This is a genomic window from Shewanella goraebulensis (genome assembly GCF_030252245.1).
GTDB classification, from domain to species: Bacteria; Pseudomonadota; Gammaproteobacteria; order Enterobacterales; family Shewanellaceae; genus Shewanella; species Shewanella goraebulensis.
In genome coordinates, this window is record NZ_CP126972.1 from 3985140 (window position 1) to 3998941 (window position 13802).

Sequence of the window (13802 nt, forward strand, 5' to 3'; positions counted from 1 at the left end):
ATAAACCTCAATGCTTTACTGCTCAAAACAACAAAGCTAAAAACAAGAAAAAGAGGAGCACGCACTGCACTCCTCGAATCACCACTCACTTGAGTGAGTGGTTTAACTTTATCGACGAATACGAGCGATTAGCTCATTAAACCGAATAGAATTGCTGTCATGGCCAGTAAACCAGCAATCACAACAAACACATTGCTGATACGACCACGGTAAGCTTTTAAAGCAGGCACTTTATGTACAGCGTACATAGGCATAAGGTAAAGAATAGCAGCGATAATTGGACCGCCTAAGGCTTCAATCATACCTAGGATGCTTGGGTTAATTACCGCGACAATCCAGATACTGAAGAACATGAAGGCTAGGATGAACTTGTTCAATTTAGCATCAGAGACTTCTTTATTGCTGCTACGTAATTGCTTAGTGATCATGCCTTTCAAGCCTTCAGTCGCACCTAAGTAGTGGCCAAAGAAAGAAGAGATAATCGCAATGAATGCAATGATAGGACCGAAGTAGCTCACAAAGCCGCTTGAATGTACGTTGGCTAAGTAAGATAAAATCGCTAAATTTTCACTTTTTGCTTCAGCAAGTTGCGCAGGGCTTAAAGACAATACACAAGAGAAAACGAATAACATAACGAAGCCAACCAGCATCATCGATGTATTACGTAAAATCACGTCCGCTTTTTTAGCAGCATTGTTGCCATGTTCACGTTTAAGTGACACAGAGAACTGTGAAATAGCAGGAGAATGGTTAAATGCGAACACTAATACCGGAATGGTTAACCATACAGTACCTAAGAATTCACCCGTTGAAGGAACCACTTGCAATGCATCCATCTTCCAATCTGGAATTAAATAGAAAGACATAAAAGCAAGGATTGCTACTAATGGGTAAACCAAGAATTGAGTCACTTTCAACATGAATTTTTCACCCGCTACCATTACTGACATCATGCCAATAATAAGAACCGCAGATAAAAGAATACGTGGAGGTGAAGCAAAACCAAGTTGGTTAACAATGAAGCTGTCTACCGTGTTAGTAATACCAACACCATAAATAAGCACAATAGGGAAAATAGCAAAGAAATATAGAACTGTGATTGCTTTACCCGCACTAACGCCAAAATGCTCTTCAACCACTTGAGTGATGTCACTACCAGGATTTTTAGAAGAACAAACAAAGCGAGATAGACCACGGTGAGCAAGATAAGTCATAGGGCCAATGATGATTGCCATTAATACTAACGGCCAAAATCCACCCATACCTGCATTGATAGGTAAAAACAAAATACCTGCACCAACAGCAGTACCGAATAAACTAAGCATCCAAGTGGTATCTTGACGTGACCAGCCTTTTACTGAGGTTTGCTCTTCTTGAGCTGAAATTGCAACATCCTGCGCACTGATTGAATCTCTTTGCATAAAAATGACCTTAAATGAGGTAACTAATTTCACAGCGAAGAATATAGAATTCTAAATAGTGAAATATGATCTAGATCATTTTTAATTCCGACTTTTAATAAATCCAATCAATTTGAGAGCGGCGCACGCAACTGGTACGATGAGTGGTTAAAATGATTAACAGAGTTAAACAATTCGATTAACAATTAAACTAATAAAGCAACACCTAATAAACCGACAGTACCTAATATGAGTGGATTTGAAGTGGTAGTATCAGGTGTTAATGCAACTACCACTTTATCTTGAACAATCACTAAATAGGGACATTTGTACAGAAGGTAGGGTTAGCCGGTTCGAAGGGCTAAAATAGCTTGTAGATCGATCGGTTTATCGTAACGGGCAAATTCAACAGTCTTTTGATCAATAGCATAAATAGACATGCGATCAGCGAGTTCATTGCCCTCAATACCAATATGAGCTGCAACATGAGCGATATCCAGCTTATCTTTCATTGCATCGTATAATTCATGAGCTTGTTGAATCACTTCCAAGTTAGCAATATCTCCAGCCACTTTGCGCTTCCAACCTTTGGTTTTCCAACCATAAGCCCAATTGGTAATGCAGTTAATCGAATACTGTGAATCGCTCATGATTTTGGCAGTTTGTTTGGCTTTTACCGCTTTTTCAGCCACTAATAACGCTTGATATAAGGCATTTAACTCTGCGCTATTATTGGTGCCATTAGGATTAAATAAGCCATACCAAAGTTCACTGATTTCACCTTTATGGTAAACCGCCATACCAGATCCTGCTTTGCCAGGGTTTGGTTCGCAGCCACCATCAGTAAAGACGATAATATCGTGAGTACTCAGATCCACATTTTTGGTTTTGATTGACTCAATACCACTACTACTTGTCGATTTCTTGCTGCCTGATGAAGAGGTTGATTTAGTAGCGCTCTTGCCAATGCTACTTGAGGCAGTCCCCGCAAATGCCGCTTTAGCAGCAGCTTCAGTTGGGAAAGATTTATATTTTGCTTGCGGGAATTTGTCCACTAGCTTCTTGGTGTAATCCCAGCTGGTAAAAATACCAGTCTCTCGCCCTGCCCACACCACATAATACTTCTTTGCCATGATGACTCTCTATATAAATCGGGTAATATATTCAATGTGCATCAGTGTAGCCTATGGCGCTATTAAAAATAACTCACTGAGACAAAAACAACGTCTGAACCTACTCAAGCTAAAAAAGAAATCACCATGAAACCATTAACGATCCTTGTCGGCTCAAAAAATCCTGTAAAAGTGAGTGCAGCAAAACACGCTTTCAGCCAATACTTTCCTGATTGCAATATCATTTGTGAGGGCATTCATGCCCCATCGTTAGTGGCTGATCAGCCAATGACCGAAGCAGAAACAAAACTGGGCGCCATTAATCGCGCCGAGTATTGCCAGTCACAGCAAACTGCTGACTTTTATATTGCAATGGAAGGCGGCGTGGATTGTTTTGATCACGGCCCTGCAACTTTTGCTTATATGGCGATCCTCCATAATCAGCAGCTATCTGTCGGTCGTAGCGCTTTACTGCCATTGCCTTTAAAGGTGTTTCAAGCTCTTGAGCAAGGTGAGGAGTTAGGACATGTCATGGACAGACTATTTAATACCGATAACATCAAGCAAAAAGGTGGTGCTATAGGATTACTTACCAAAGGGTTAGCAACCCGTGAAAGTATTTATACCCAAGCCATTATTTTAGCCATGGCACCTTTTGTTAATGATGAAATATTCAACAACTAGTTCGATGATGGAAATAAGTCGCTTTGTTTTATGAATAAAGATTGTTAACTTCAAAGTAACTGCATTCCATAGGAGAATTAAATGGAATATCAACGCATACCCCATTCTAGCCTTGATGTGAGTAAGATTTGTTTAGGTACCATGACATGGGGAGAACAAAACTCCCAGCGTGAAGCATTTGAGCAAATGGATTACGCCATCGGTCGCGGTGTTAATTTTATCGATACCGCCGAAATGTATCCCGTGCCACCTAATGCTGAAAAACAGGGTGAGACTGAACGCATTATTGGTAACTACCTTTCTCAGCGTGATAACCGTGACAATTTAGTCATCGCTACCAAAGTCTCTGCAGCTGGACCTAAAAGTGATTTTATACGCCCTAACATGGCACTCGATTGGGTTAATATTCACCAAGCAGTTGATGCCTCATTAGAACGCTTGCAGGTCGATACCATCGACTTGTATCAATTACACTGGCCTGATAGACACTGCAATTATTTTGGTGAGTTTCTTTATGATCATATAGAGGATGAACACCAAACGCCTATTTTAGAAACCCTAGAAGCACTCGCTGAAGTCATTCGCCAAGGTAAAGTCCGTTATATCGGCGTTTCTAACGAAACCCCATGGGGCTTAATGCAATATCTGCGATTAGCAGAGAAACACGATTTACCCCGAATCATCAGTGTGCAAAATCCCTATAACTTACTTAACCGTAGCTATGAATTAGGCATGTCTGAAATCAGTCACCGTGAAGAGCTACCATTACTGGCTTATTCACCACTGGCATTTGGCGTGCTCACTGGTAAATATGAAAACGATCAATGGCCAGAAGCGGCGCGATTAACGCTGTTTAAACGCTTTGCCCGTTATAACGCAACTCCAATGGCGCTTGAAGCCACTCAAGCTTACGTCAATTTGGCTCGTGAATTTAATTTGAGCCCTGCGCAAATGTCGTTAGCTTTTGTTAACTCAAGAGGCTTTGTCGCTTCAAACATCATAGGCGCCACAAACCTTGAGCAATTAAAAGAGAATATCGATAGCTTAAATGTCAGCTTATCACCAGAGTTACTTGAGCGAATAAACCAATTATCCAATCTATATCGCATTCCCTGCCCATAAGGCAAACAAGTAAAAGCAAATGTATACTTGCAATAAGCGTCACTTTCTATGAAGATCGTGGCGCTTTCTTTTTGAGTTAACTATCTAGCCATACTTAATCAATAAAACACTTCGTCGATAATGAGCCTTTAATGACTATAGCCTTTGAACATGATGCGATCAGAGCCCAATTTCCTACATTAGCCCAGCAGTTGGAAGACCAACCTCTGTGTTACTTGGATACCGCCGCCACCAGTCAAAAACCGCAATCAGTCATTGATGCCATGAACCACTATTATCAACTTGATAATGCCAATGTTCACCGAGCAGCCCATCAGCTTTCAGCCCGAGCAACACTAAATTACGAAAAGGTACGCGAACAAGTTCAAGGGTTTATCAACAGCGCTAGACTCGATGAAGTCATTTTTACTCACGGCACCACTGAGTCCATCAATATTGTGGCTTATGGTATTAGTCAGCAAGTTAACGCCAATGACATCATTTTAGTCGATAGCGCGGCGCACCATGCCAATATTGTTCCTTGGCAACAACTCGCTAAAAAAACTGGCGCTATAATTAAGCCAATCCCCCTCAATGATGAGTTATCTATCGATCATGCAGCATTTGATGAATTACTGAAATTAAGCCCGAAGTTAGTTGCTTTTAGCCATGTAACTAATGCATTAGGCACTGTAAATGACGTTGAAATACTAGTACAAAAAGCAAAATCTGCTGGGGCGATTACCCTTGTTGATGGCGCTCAAGCGATCGCCCACTTTGACATTGATGTCCAAGCAATTGATTGTGACTTTTACGTATTTTCAGGCCATAAAATGTATGGGCCTACTGGTGTTGGTATTCTTTATGGTCGGTTTGATCAACTCGATCAATTAGCGCCTATGCTAACGGGTGGCGAGATGATCAAAACCGTCAGTTTTGCAGGCACTGAATTTGGCGATTTGCCGAATAAGTTAGAAGCGGGAACGCCCGCAATTTCTGCAGTTATTGGATTAGGTGCTGCCATCAGTTTCATCAATGCCTTGCCAAAAGAACAAGTCAGGCAACACGAACAATCACTGCTAACATATTTACAGCAGCAGCTCATCCAATTAGGTGACATTAGGCTTTATGGTGCCAATAAACATAATTGCGGCGTAGTAGCATTTAACGTTAGCAGTGAGCATCATCAAGACGTCGGTATTTTGCTCGATCAGCAAGGTATTGCAGTTAGATGCGGGCATCATTGTGCGATGCCGTTAATGCAACAACTTGCGATTAAAGGCTGCTGCCGTGCATCTATCGGCATTTACAATAATAAGCAGGATATTGACCAATTTATAACTGCACTGCGTAATGTGAAAGAGTTACTGTTATAAGCACCCTTTATAAGAGTAGCTGCGATAACTGTAAGCTGTCTGGCAGACTAGCTGTAACATAGGTCCATTTATAGTAAGTGAAACAATCATTCTAAAACATTGAATGACTCGCCATTGTAATTAGCCCATTTTTTAGAGGTGACTCTTGAGTCAAAACATCACGTCTCAATCTGAAACACTGCAACCTGACAATAGTTACTTTTCACCATTAAGTGAAAAAATATCAGATGCCGTTACCACCATTGAACAAGCTAAAAACTGGCAAGATAAATACCGTCAGATCATGTTGATAGGTAAAGTGCTTGCACCCTTAGCAGAAGCCTATAAAGTAGAAACGGCTCAAGTAAAAGGTTGTGAAAGCCAAGCCTGGCTATATCACCACCAAATTGAGTCACAGCACTTTTTTTGTGCCGACAGCGATTCACGTATAGTTAAGGGTCTTATTGCTATACTGCTAAATGCAACCCATGGAAAGACCACGACTGAGATTGCCAATTTCGATTTAGATCATTATTTCCAGCAATTAGGATTAAGTGGTCAACTCAGTCCATCTCGTACCAATGGGTTAACCGCACTAGCCAATGCTATAAAGCAATTTGCCGCAGCATAATCATGCAACATTGATTACAAGCGTCTAAAAAGGAAACCATATGACACCTAGCGCTTGTAACCAAAGCCGCCGACAATTATTAAAAGGCATTGCCGCTGCCAGTATTCTTTGCCCGCTATACGCCTCATCAGCCATGGCAAAACCTAAATCACGTCTCTATATTGATGGATTAAGTTTCTTACCAGAAAACCTCGCAGATGTTCGCGCATCAAAACTTGATGCCTACATTTGCGATATCTCTGATATTGAAGCCATTACCCAAGCAGATGGTACAACCAATTACAAACGTAGTTACAAAGCTTGTATCGCCAGCATTAAAAAGGCACAAAAAATCGTTAGTGATAACCCAACGATTTTAATGCAAGGCTTAAGTGGTCGCGATATTGCCGTTGCTCGCGAAGAGCAGCGCACTGCCGTTTACTTTCAAATCCAAGGTGCGGATTGTGTTGAAGAGGACACTTTTGAAGGCGATAGCCTAAAAGGAGAAGGTGAACATTGGCAACATCTAAATGAATTCCATCAGCACGGGCTTCGCGTACTGCAACTTACTCATCATTACGGAAACCGTTTTGCCGGCGGCGCATTAGATAATGACGGAACCCAAGGGTTAAATAAGCCACTTACCGCCGATGGCCATCAACTTATAAATGCCCTCAATCAACGTAACATTCTGATTGATGTTAGCCACTCAAGTCCGCAAACGGCGCTTGATACAGCTAAAGTTAGCAACATGCCGATAGTGCAAAGCCATGGCGCTGTGCGCTCTATTGTGAATAATGCTCGCTGCTCACCAGATGAAGTTATTCGTGCGATTGCCGATACTGGAGGTGTATTTGGTGTATTCATGATGAGCTTTTGGCTCACTAATGAACCAGTTCCAACAATAGAGGACTATGTGCGTCAACTTGATAGAGTCGCAAGAATTGGTGGCGTTAACGCCGTAGCAATTGCCAACGATTACCCTCTAAGAGGCCAAGAAAACCTTTTAGCGTTAAAAAATAATAATGCCGAAGGCGTGAAACAATACCATGAGTGGTGGCAAAGCCTAGCAGCAAAGAATGTATTAGGTTTTGAAACCCTACCACAGCATGTGGTTATTCCTGAGCTTAATCATATCGATAGAATGAGCCGTATTGATGATGCTTTAGCAAAAGCGCGCTATAAATCGAGCGATCGAGACCGCTTCTTAGGTGGCAACTGGCAAAGAGTGTTAAACCAAGTCTTGGTATAAGTTTTTTCAACTTTCATCTACTTTTAAAGCTTATTGTTTAGAACAATAAGCCTCGCTCGTCATGTAACAAATACCTATTCAATAATCGAAATAACAAACACAAAAAAGGAAGGCATCTGCCTTCCTTTTATTTTATCGTATTGTTAACTTTTAAATTGCTCAAGCGAGCTAAACTTGCTTCACATCGCTTTCATCAATCTTAACGGGTTGTAATACGCTTTTTGATAGTCAAGCTTCTAAAAGCGCTTTAATTCTTTGGCCGTAGTCAGCATCAGCTTGGCTGAAATGAGCAACCATTTTTTGCTGAACATCAGCAGTCACTTGGCTAAGTGTACCTGCAATCGTTTCAACTAAACGTTGTTTCTCTTCTTCGCTGAAGATGCGGTAAAGGTTACCCGCTTGAGTATAGTCATCTTGGTCATAACGGCTGTATCTATCCGCTTCACCGTCTAGTCTTAGCGGTGGCTCAGCAAATTGACTCGTATCTTTAAGGCCTCCATCGACAGTATTTGGGCCATAGTTTGTACTTGAGTCAGCACCTGTTTGACTACCATTGTATGGACATTGAGTGCCAGCCATCGCTCCTGCACGCTGATGATGGTTAGCTTTAGCAGCATGTGGGCAGTTAACTGGCAGTTGATTGTAATTAGTGCCAATACGGTAACGCTGAGCATCTGCATATGAAAATAAACGTGCTTGCAGCATTTTGTCTGGCGATGCGCCAACACCTGGCACAAAGTTACTTGGCGCTAATGCAACCTGCTCAACTTCGGCAAAGTAGTTTTCCGGCATACGGTTTAATTCAAGCTCACCGATTTCAATTAGTGGGTAATCTGAATGAGGCCAAACTTTGGTTAGATCAAATGGGTTAATAGCATAAGTGTTGGCTTCTGCTTCCGGCATAATTTGAACATTGACAGTCCATTTCGGGAAGTTTTTATCAGCAATTGCTGCAACCATATCACGCTGTGATGAATCAGGATCAATCCCTTTTAGCACATCAGCTTGCTCACCAGTTAAGTTCACCACACCTTGCTGTGATTTAAAATGAAACTTAACCCAAAAACGCTCGCCTTTAGCATTCCAGAAAGAAAAAGTATGCGAACCATAGCCATGCATTTGGCGATAGTTAGCTGGAATACCACGGTCTGACATTAAAATAGTAACCTGATGCATGGCTTCTGGATTAAGTGACCAGAAATCCCACATTGCTTGAGGATCTTTTAAATTGGTTTGCGGATTACGCTTTTGAGTATGAATAAAATCTGGGAACTTAATACCGTCTCTTAAAAAGAAAGTTGGGGTATTGTTACCTACAATATCGTGGTTACCTTGCTTAGTATAAAAACGTAAGCCAAACCCTCGAGGGTCACGCTCTGCATCAGCCGATCCCATTTCGCCGCCAACTGTCGAGAAACGAATGAAAGTTTCAGTTTCTTTGCCAACCCCATTAAAGTGTTCTGCAATTGTATAGTCGCTAAGATCTTTAGTTAAAGTGAACTTACCGTAAACACCAGTACCTTTAGCATGTACGATACGCTCAGGTATTCTTTCGCGATTAAAATGAGCAAGTTTTTCAATTAAATGCCAATCTTGAAGTAGTAAAGGACCTCTCTCCCCCGCAGATAATGAATTTTGATCATCTGCGATAGGTGCACCATTTTGACTCGTTAGATATTGTGACTGACTCATAATTTATTCCTTTTAGTGATCCTGTAACCACAGTTCAATTAAATCGTGGATGGTAGCCATAATGCTCTCTCCTGGCTCATTCATATTTCGATAAATCAATAATAGCCAAATACAAAAACCATTAAAAACGATTAAAGCAGATAATAACAATCTAAATTAACGATTCAATATTAGCTGTTGGCTGTTGGCTGTTGGCTGTTGGCTGTTGGCTGTTGGCTGTTGGCTGTTGGCTGTTGGCTGTTGGCTGTTGGCTGTTGGTCACTGAATTTATGAGGAAAAACTTGTAAGTTATCTAGTAAATTAATAGGTTTTATTTTAAAAGGAAGGATTTAAATTTTAAGATAAAAAAAGAAAAGCAAAACGCACACTGACGAGATATTGGATATTGAATAAATACCAAGCCATTCAAACTACTTGTTGCAAATAAAAAGAGCAGCTCACCGACACTAAGGCTAACCACTCTTATACATATAAGCTAAGTTTGAAAATTAAGCTAAATAGATACTAACTAAGAAGAGCTTTAGCTAGGTGGAGATTCAGGCTCTTTATAAAGTTTCACAAGGTAATAAATATCAATCAGTACAATAAAAAAATTAACTAATGCGACTGGAATGGCTCCAATAGCAAGGCCATACGCTACAAACAAAGCAGCACCAATTAAGTTCCACCAGCGAAGTTTTTTAATATTGGACATCATTAATGAAATTGCTACCACTACCGAAGCAAGATAACCTACCCATTCCCAAATTGTTGCTGCTTCCATTCATATATCCTTCTAAAAAGCGTTATACCATCAGTGTAGTTAATTTTGGCGGCTTACACAGTCTCATGCTGAGACAATTAGCATTATGAAACAGCTTTACGCGCAACCACTGCAGCAGTCATTCTTGAAATACAACATAATTCACCTGCACTATTAGTTATCAATACTTCCCATACCGAACTTCGTTTACCAATATGTACTGGTTTTGTAGTGGCAATTAACTCGCCTTTTCGCGACGCTTTTAAATGGTTCGCGTTAATTTCTTGGCCTACACAATAAAAATGTTCAAAGTCGACGACAAAATTTGCAGCATAACTGGCTACGGTTTCAGCTAAAGCAACATTAGCACCACCATGAACAATGCCCAGAGGATTATGAACAGATGGATCTGCAGGCATGGTTGCCACCATATAGTCATCACCAATTTCGGTCACTTTTATGCCTAACGTTTTCATTAAGGTGCCTTTTCCATGCATCCCGACATCCATTTTGGCACAATCTTCTAATGTAACTTCTCTAAACCAAATGCTCATGACATCCATCCATAGTATAAAATTATCTTTAGTCTACTGATTAGCCTTTTAATATCAAAGCATTTACCGATAAAGTTTAGACATAAAAAAGGGATGGCAAGCCATCCCTTTTTTACTTAATTAAGATTCCAATCTAATAACCGTTAAAAAGCGGCAACGATAGGATCTGAACATAAGCTTGTTGCTGTCTCACAGATTTTATACGTTACTTCTGCAGGTGCATTAGTAAAGCGATCACGATATCGACCATCATTCGGCGTTGTAGCAACCATGACATCATCACGGTAAATTGCCACATCATCACCTACAGCACCGCTCCATGTTAAATCAACCAGAGCACTGCCACGACGCGATTTCATAGTACGAGTCACCGCTGCATCAATTGAATACTCAAACACTTCGATATCCATAGATACGGTATCGGTTTGACCTTCTGCATCAGTCACTAACAACGACACATTATAAGTGCCACCAGTTGCGTACATATAAGCTGGCGACTCATCTGTTGCCGTACTGCCATCACCAAAGTCCCAAGCATAACTAACAATATCGTCATTAATATCAGAACTGGTGTTTGTAAATGTGACCATCAGTCCGTCAACATCATAGTCAAACCCAGCCACAGGTGCTGCAGGAGCTGCTTCACCTAGTGCAGAAATATCTAATCCCCAACTATTAAGTGAACCAGTATCACCGCCGACATTATCTGAAACAGATAATGTCCAAGTACCTGCTGCAATCTCACCATCAAAATCAGATAAACTCCAAGTTTTAACGATATCGTCCGCGCTTCCACCTTCACGATCATGCAAAACAACTTCTGTTCCATCCGGTGAGGTCAAGCTAACGACTAAATCACCAATCCATGTATGAGTAATGTCGACACTAACAGCCAAATCAAAAATTTGTACTGGGTCAGCAATCTCAATTGTGCTTGTGATTAAGGTATTATCAGTGATATCTACAGGTGTATCGTTACCATAACTAAAGTCAGTTAACCCTGCAGGGTAAACCGTTAGCGCAACAGCTTTATCTTTAACTGTTACACCATCGTCTGCAGAAACGGTAATCACATAATCGCCCCAAGCTGCATCATCTAACGTAGCAACATCTAAGGTAAAGTCATCACCAGCCATAGCACTATTGGTTGATAAACTCACACCGTCAAGTGCTGGTGATGAAGCCACAGTTAAGCTAACCTGATCGTCCCAACCAGCAATGCTACCTACAGAGAAGTCATAACTTACTGCACTACCCGCTTCAACCGATTGTGAGCCAGGTGTCACTGATAGCTTAAACGAAGGGTCCGGATCTGCAGCAGCAATAGCATTTGCAACATTCAATCTTGTTCCTGCAACCGTCAATCCAGTTAGATCACCGTTAACATCACCTGAAGTCATCAGTAACTGTTTCATATCCACAGCAGTAATATCTGGCTCAACAGACCAAACTAACGCTGCTGCACCAGTGACATGAGGGGTTGCCATTGAGGTACCCGAAATTGTGCCATATGAATCATTAGGGAATGTTGACAGAATTGAGCTGCCTGGTGCGCCCATATCAACACTTGTTAAGCCCCACTGAGAAAAACTAGACATGTTATCGTTTCTATCTGTACTTGCTATAGAGAGTACGACGTCTGACTCGTAACTTGATGGGTAGTGTGGGTTAACATCATTATCAATGGCATCGTTACCTGCAGCAGCAACAAAGAGAATACCTTGATCGCCAGCAGATTCTATTGAGTCTTTTAACGCTTGGCTAAATCCACCACCACCCCATGAGTTATTGGTCGCTTTAACATCAACACCATGATTAATTTTAAGGTTGGTGAAATAATCGATACATGCAATCGCATCTTCAGTGGTACCAGTGCCGCTGTCTGACAAGAATTTACAACCAATCATGGTCACATCCCAGTTAACACCTACAACACCGACACCATTGTTACCTGTAGCACCAATTGTTCCGGCAACGTGGGTACCATGACCATTGCCATCCATAGGATCACCGCTGCCAGTTATAGGGTTATAACCATGGATATCATCAATAACACCATTAGCATCATCATCAATGCCGTTTCCTGCAATTTCTCCAGGGTTAACCCACATGTTGCTAACAAGGTCAGGGTGGTTGTAATCAACACCTGTATCGATAACACCAATGACAACATTATCGCTACCAGTGGTGATATCCCAAGCTGCAACAGCGTCAATATCAGCACCTGCAGTGCCTGCTGATTGACCGGTATTATGTAACCCCCATAATTCAACAAAACTAGGATCGTCGGGCATTCCTAATGCTCTGTATGTATAGTTTGGTTCTGCATATTTAACAGCTGGATGCTGACTGATTATCTTAATTGCAGCATCAATATCACTGCCATTTTTGAGCTGTAATCTTGCTAATCTACCAGACAACAAGTGCTGAAATTTATCATCAACACCGTCTAAATTTTTGTCCGTTAAGGTACCACTCACTAGACGCTGAGCTGAGAGTTTCTCAAACTTAGTGACATTGTCTTTATAAACAACAAGCAGTTGATCTTGCTTATATTCTACTTTGTTTTTTGCGATAGCAGGAGCGACATTCATCGCCATTACTGAGGCAATTGCAATTGCAATTGGAGACATTTTCTTGATCATTTTCTGGCTTCCTATATTCCATTATTAATTCCCAGAACCGGTACTTCAACACTGGTAGCGTATCCATTTGCTTGAAAGCGAGCTGGTTTTCCACAAAGTGAAATCCGGAAATGTTGTAGCCATTTGATTGTTGTCATATTCAAATCAGAATAATAGTGGTCAGAAGCTAAATAGTAATAAACTACTAATCCTATTAGTGTAGGCAATTTACCACCGCACCATCAAAACTTAATAAAAACGCATTAAATCAAAAGGTTGAAACTAACTAATACGAAAGTTCTGTTGTTTATTTTCTTCTAAAAAGTAGCCATTCTTCCGATTGAGCTATCAGACCTCAATCCGTAAGTTAATCGTGTAACTTGCCTAAATAAGCTAAAGGATGCGGTTTAATAAAATCAAGAGTATCGATCTCACTCAAACCTAACCAAAGCATTAGTTTTAAGCTTACTTAGGTTTACTTCTTGATGATTAATGCCCTAGCTATGTCTTAATTAGTAAAAAGTTAGTGGCAAGATTACTTAATGTTCGCTTATTCCACTCGTCAATTATTGGTTGATATCTTCAGCCGAATTGATGAGTGTTTACTGAAAGTGAATTTAATCATTGAAGAGATGACTGTACGAGCGAATAAGTCACTCAATATTTAAACAGGGAG

Annotated in this window: 12 protein-coding genes; 6 read left to right on the forward strand and 6 right to left on the reverse strand. The window is 40.8% G+C overall.

Translation table 11 applies throughout. The features are described from left to right. Nucleotides 1-128: 128 nt before the first annotated feature. The gene (locus tag QPX86_RS16870) at nucleotides 129-1421 is read right to left on the reverse strand and encodes a serine/threonine transporter (RefSeq protein WP_220753912.1); all 1293 of its coding nucleotides are present in this window, start codon (nucleotides 1419-1421) and stop codon (nucleotides 129-131) included. 323 nt (nucleotides 1422-1744) lie between these two features. After that, nucleotides 1745-2533 (reverse strand): ribonuclease H family protein, encoded by a 789-nt coding sequence (locus tag QPX86_RS16875; RefSeq protein ID WP_285163277.1) that lies wholly within the window; start codon nucleotides 2531-2533, stop codon nucleotides 1745-1747. A 120-nt stretch (nucleotides 2534-2653) separates the two neighbouring features. Here QPX86_RS16875 and yjjX point away from each other — a divergent pair, with 120 nt between their 5' ends. The 5 genes from yjjX (at nucleotide 2654) to QPX86_RS16900 (ending at nucleotide 7514) form a co-directional block, all read left to right on the forward strand. Beyond that, nucleotides 2654-3196 carry an inosine/xanthosine triphosphatase gene (gene yjjX / locus QPX86_RS16880; RefSeq protein WP_374758496.1) on the forward strand — a complete coding sequence of 181 codons (543 nt, stop codon included), beginning with the start codon at nucleotides 2654-2656 and terminating at the stop codon, nucleotides 3194-3196. An 81-nt stretch (nucleotides 3197-3277) separates the two neighbouring features. After that, nucleotides 3278-4318, forward strand: coding sequence for an NADP(H)-dependent aldo-keto reductase (locus QPX86_RS16885; protein ID WP_220753909.1), 1041 nt, complete (start codon nucleotides 3278-3280; stop codon nucleotides 4316-4318). 131 nt (nucleotides 4319-4449) lie between these two features. After that, nucleotides 4450-5673 (forward strand): cysteine desulfurase, encoded by a 1224-nt coding sequence (locus tag QPX86_RS16890; RefSeq protein WP_285163278.1) that lies wholly within the window; start codon nucleotides 4450-4452, stop codon nucleotides 5671-5673. A 145-nt stretch (nucleotides 5674-5818) separates the two neighbouring features. Further along, a complete protein-coding gene (locus tag QPX86_RS16895; protein ID WP_407696599.1) occupies nucleotides 5819-6283 on the forward strand; it encodes a SufE family protein in 465 nt (154 codons plus the stop codon). A gap of 40 nt (nucleotides 6284-6323) precedes the next feature. Further along, on the forward strand, nucleotides 6324-7514 hold the full coding sequence (locus QPX86_RS16900; protein ID WP_285163279.1) for a membrane dipeptidase: 1191 nt from the start codon (nucleotides 6324-6326) through the stop codon (nucleotides 7512-7514). A gap of 228 nt (nucleotides 7515-7742) precedes the next feature. Here QPX86_RS16900 and katB read toward each other — a convergent pair whose 3' ends face one another. The 4 genes from katB to QPX86_RS16920 form a co-directional block, all read right to left on the reverse strand. Further along, the gene (katB, locus tag QPX86_RS16905; RefSeq protein ID WP_220753906.1) at nucleotides 7743-9206 is read right to left on the reverse strand and encodes a catalase KatB; all 1464 of its coding nucleotides are present in this window, start codon (nucleotides 9204-9206) and stop codon (nucleotides 7743-7745) included. A 520-nt stretch (nucleotides 9207-9726) separates the two neighbouring features. Beyond that, nucleotides 9727-9969, reverse strand: coding sequence for a YgjV family protein (locus QPX86_RS16910; protein WP_220753905.1), 243 nt, complete (start codon nucleotides 9967-9969; stop codon nucleotides 9727-9729). Nucleotides 9970-10052: 83 nt separating this feature from the next. Further along, complete coding sequence (locus QPX86_RS16915; RefSeq protein ID WP_220753904.1) at nucleotides 10053-10502, reverse strand: PaaI family thioesterase; 450 nt, start codon at nucleotides 10500-10502, stop codon at nucleotides 10053-10055. A gap of 143 nt (nucleotides 10503-10645) precedes the next feature. Further along, entirely contained in the window at nucleotides 10646-13147 is a 2502-nt protein-coding gene (locus QPX86_RS16920; RefSeq protein ID WP_285163280.1) for a S8 family serine peptidase, read from the reverse strand. Nucleotides 13148-13668: 521 nt separating this feature from the next. Between QPX86_RS16920 and QPX86_RS16925 the strand changes: the two genes are divergently transcribed. Then, nucleotides 13669-13794: a hypothetical protein gene (locus QPX86_RS16925; RefSeq protein WP_259651315.1), complete on the forward strand. Its 126-nt coding sequence runs from the start codon at nucleotides 13669-13671 to the stop codon at nucleotides 13792-13794. Nucleotides 13795-13802 lie beyond the last annotated feature (8 nt).

Bases quoted from the DNA above. Each gene is read 5' to 3' on its own strand.
- QPX86_RS16870 (WP_220753912.1), bottom strand. From the start codon at position 1,421: ATGCAAAGAGATTCAATCAGTGCGCAGGATGTTGCAATTTCAGCTCAA.
- QPX86_RS16875 (WP_285163277.1), bottom strand. From the start codon at position 2,533: ATGGCAAAGAAGTATTATGTGGTGTGGGCAGGGCGAGAGACTGGTATT.
- QPX86_RS16885 (WP_220753909.1), top strand. From the start codon at position 3,278: ATGGAATATCAACGCATACCCCATTCTAGCCTTGATGTGAGTAAGATT.
- QPX86_RS16890 (WP_285163278.1), top strand. From the start codon at position 4,450: ATGACTATAGCCTTTGAACATGATGCGATCAGAGCCCAATTTCCTACA.
- QPX86_RS16900 (WP_285163279.1), top strand. From the start codon at position 6,324: ATGACACCTAGCGCTTGTAACCAAAGCCGCCGACAATTATTAAAAGGC.
- katB (WP_220753906.1), bottom strand. From the start codon at position 9,206: ATGAGTCAGTCACAATATCTAACGAGTCAAAATGGTGCACCTATCGCA.
- QPX86_RS16910 (WP_220753905.1), bottom strand. From the start codon at position 9,969: ATGGAAGCAGCAACAATTTGGGAATGGGTAGGTTATCTTGCTTCGGTA.
- QPX86_RS16915 (WP_220753904.1), bottom strand. From the start codon at position 10,502: ATGAGCATTTGGTTTAGAGAAGTTACATTAGAAGATTGTGCCAAAATG.
- QPX86_RS16920 (WP_285163280.1), bottom strand. From the start codon at position 13,147: ATGATCAAGAAAATGTCTCCAATTGCAATTGCAATTGCCTCAGTAATG.
- QPX86_RS16925 (WP_259651315.1), top strand. From the start codon at position 13,669: ATGTTCGCTTATTCCACTCGTCAATTATTGGTTGATATCTTCAGCCGA.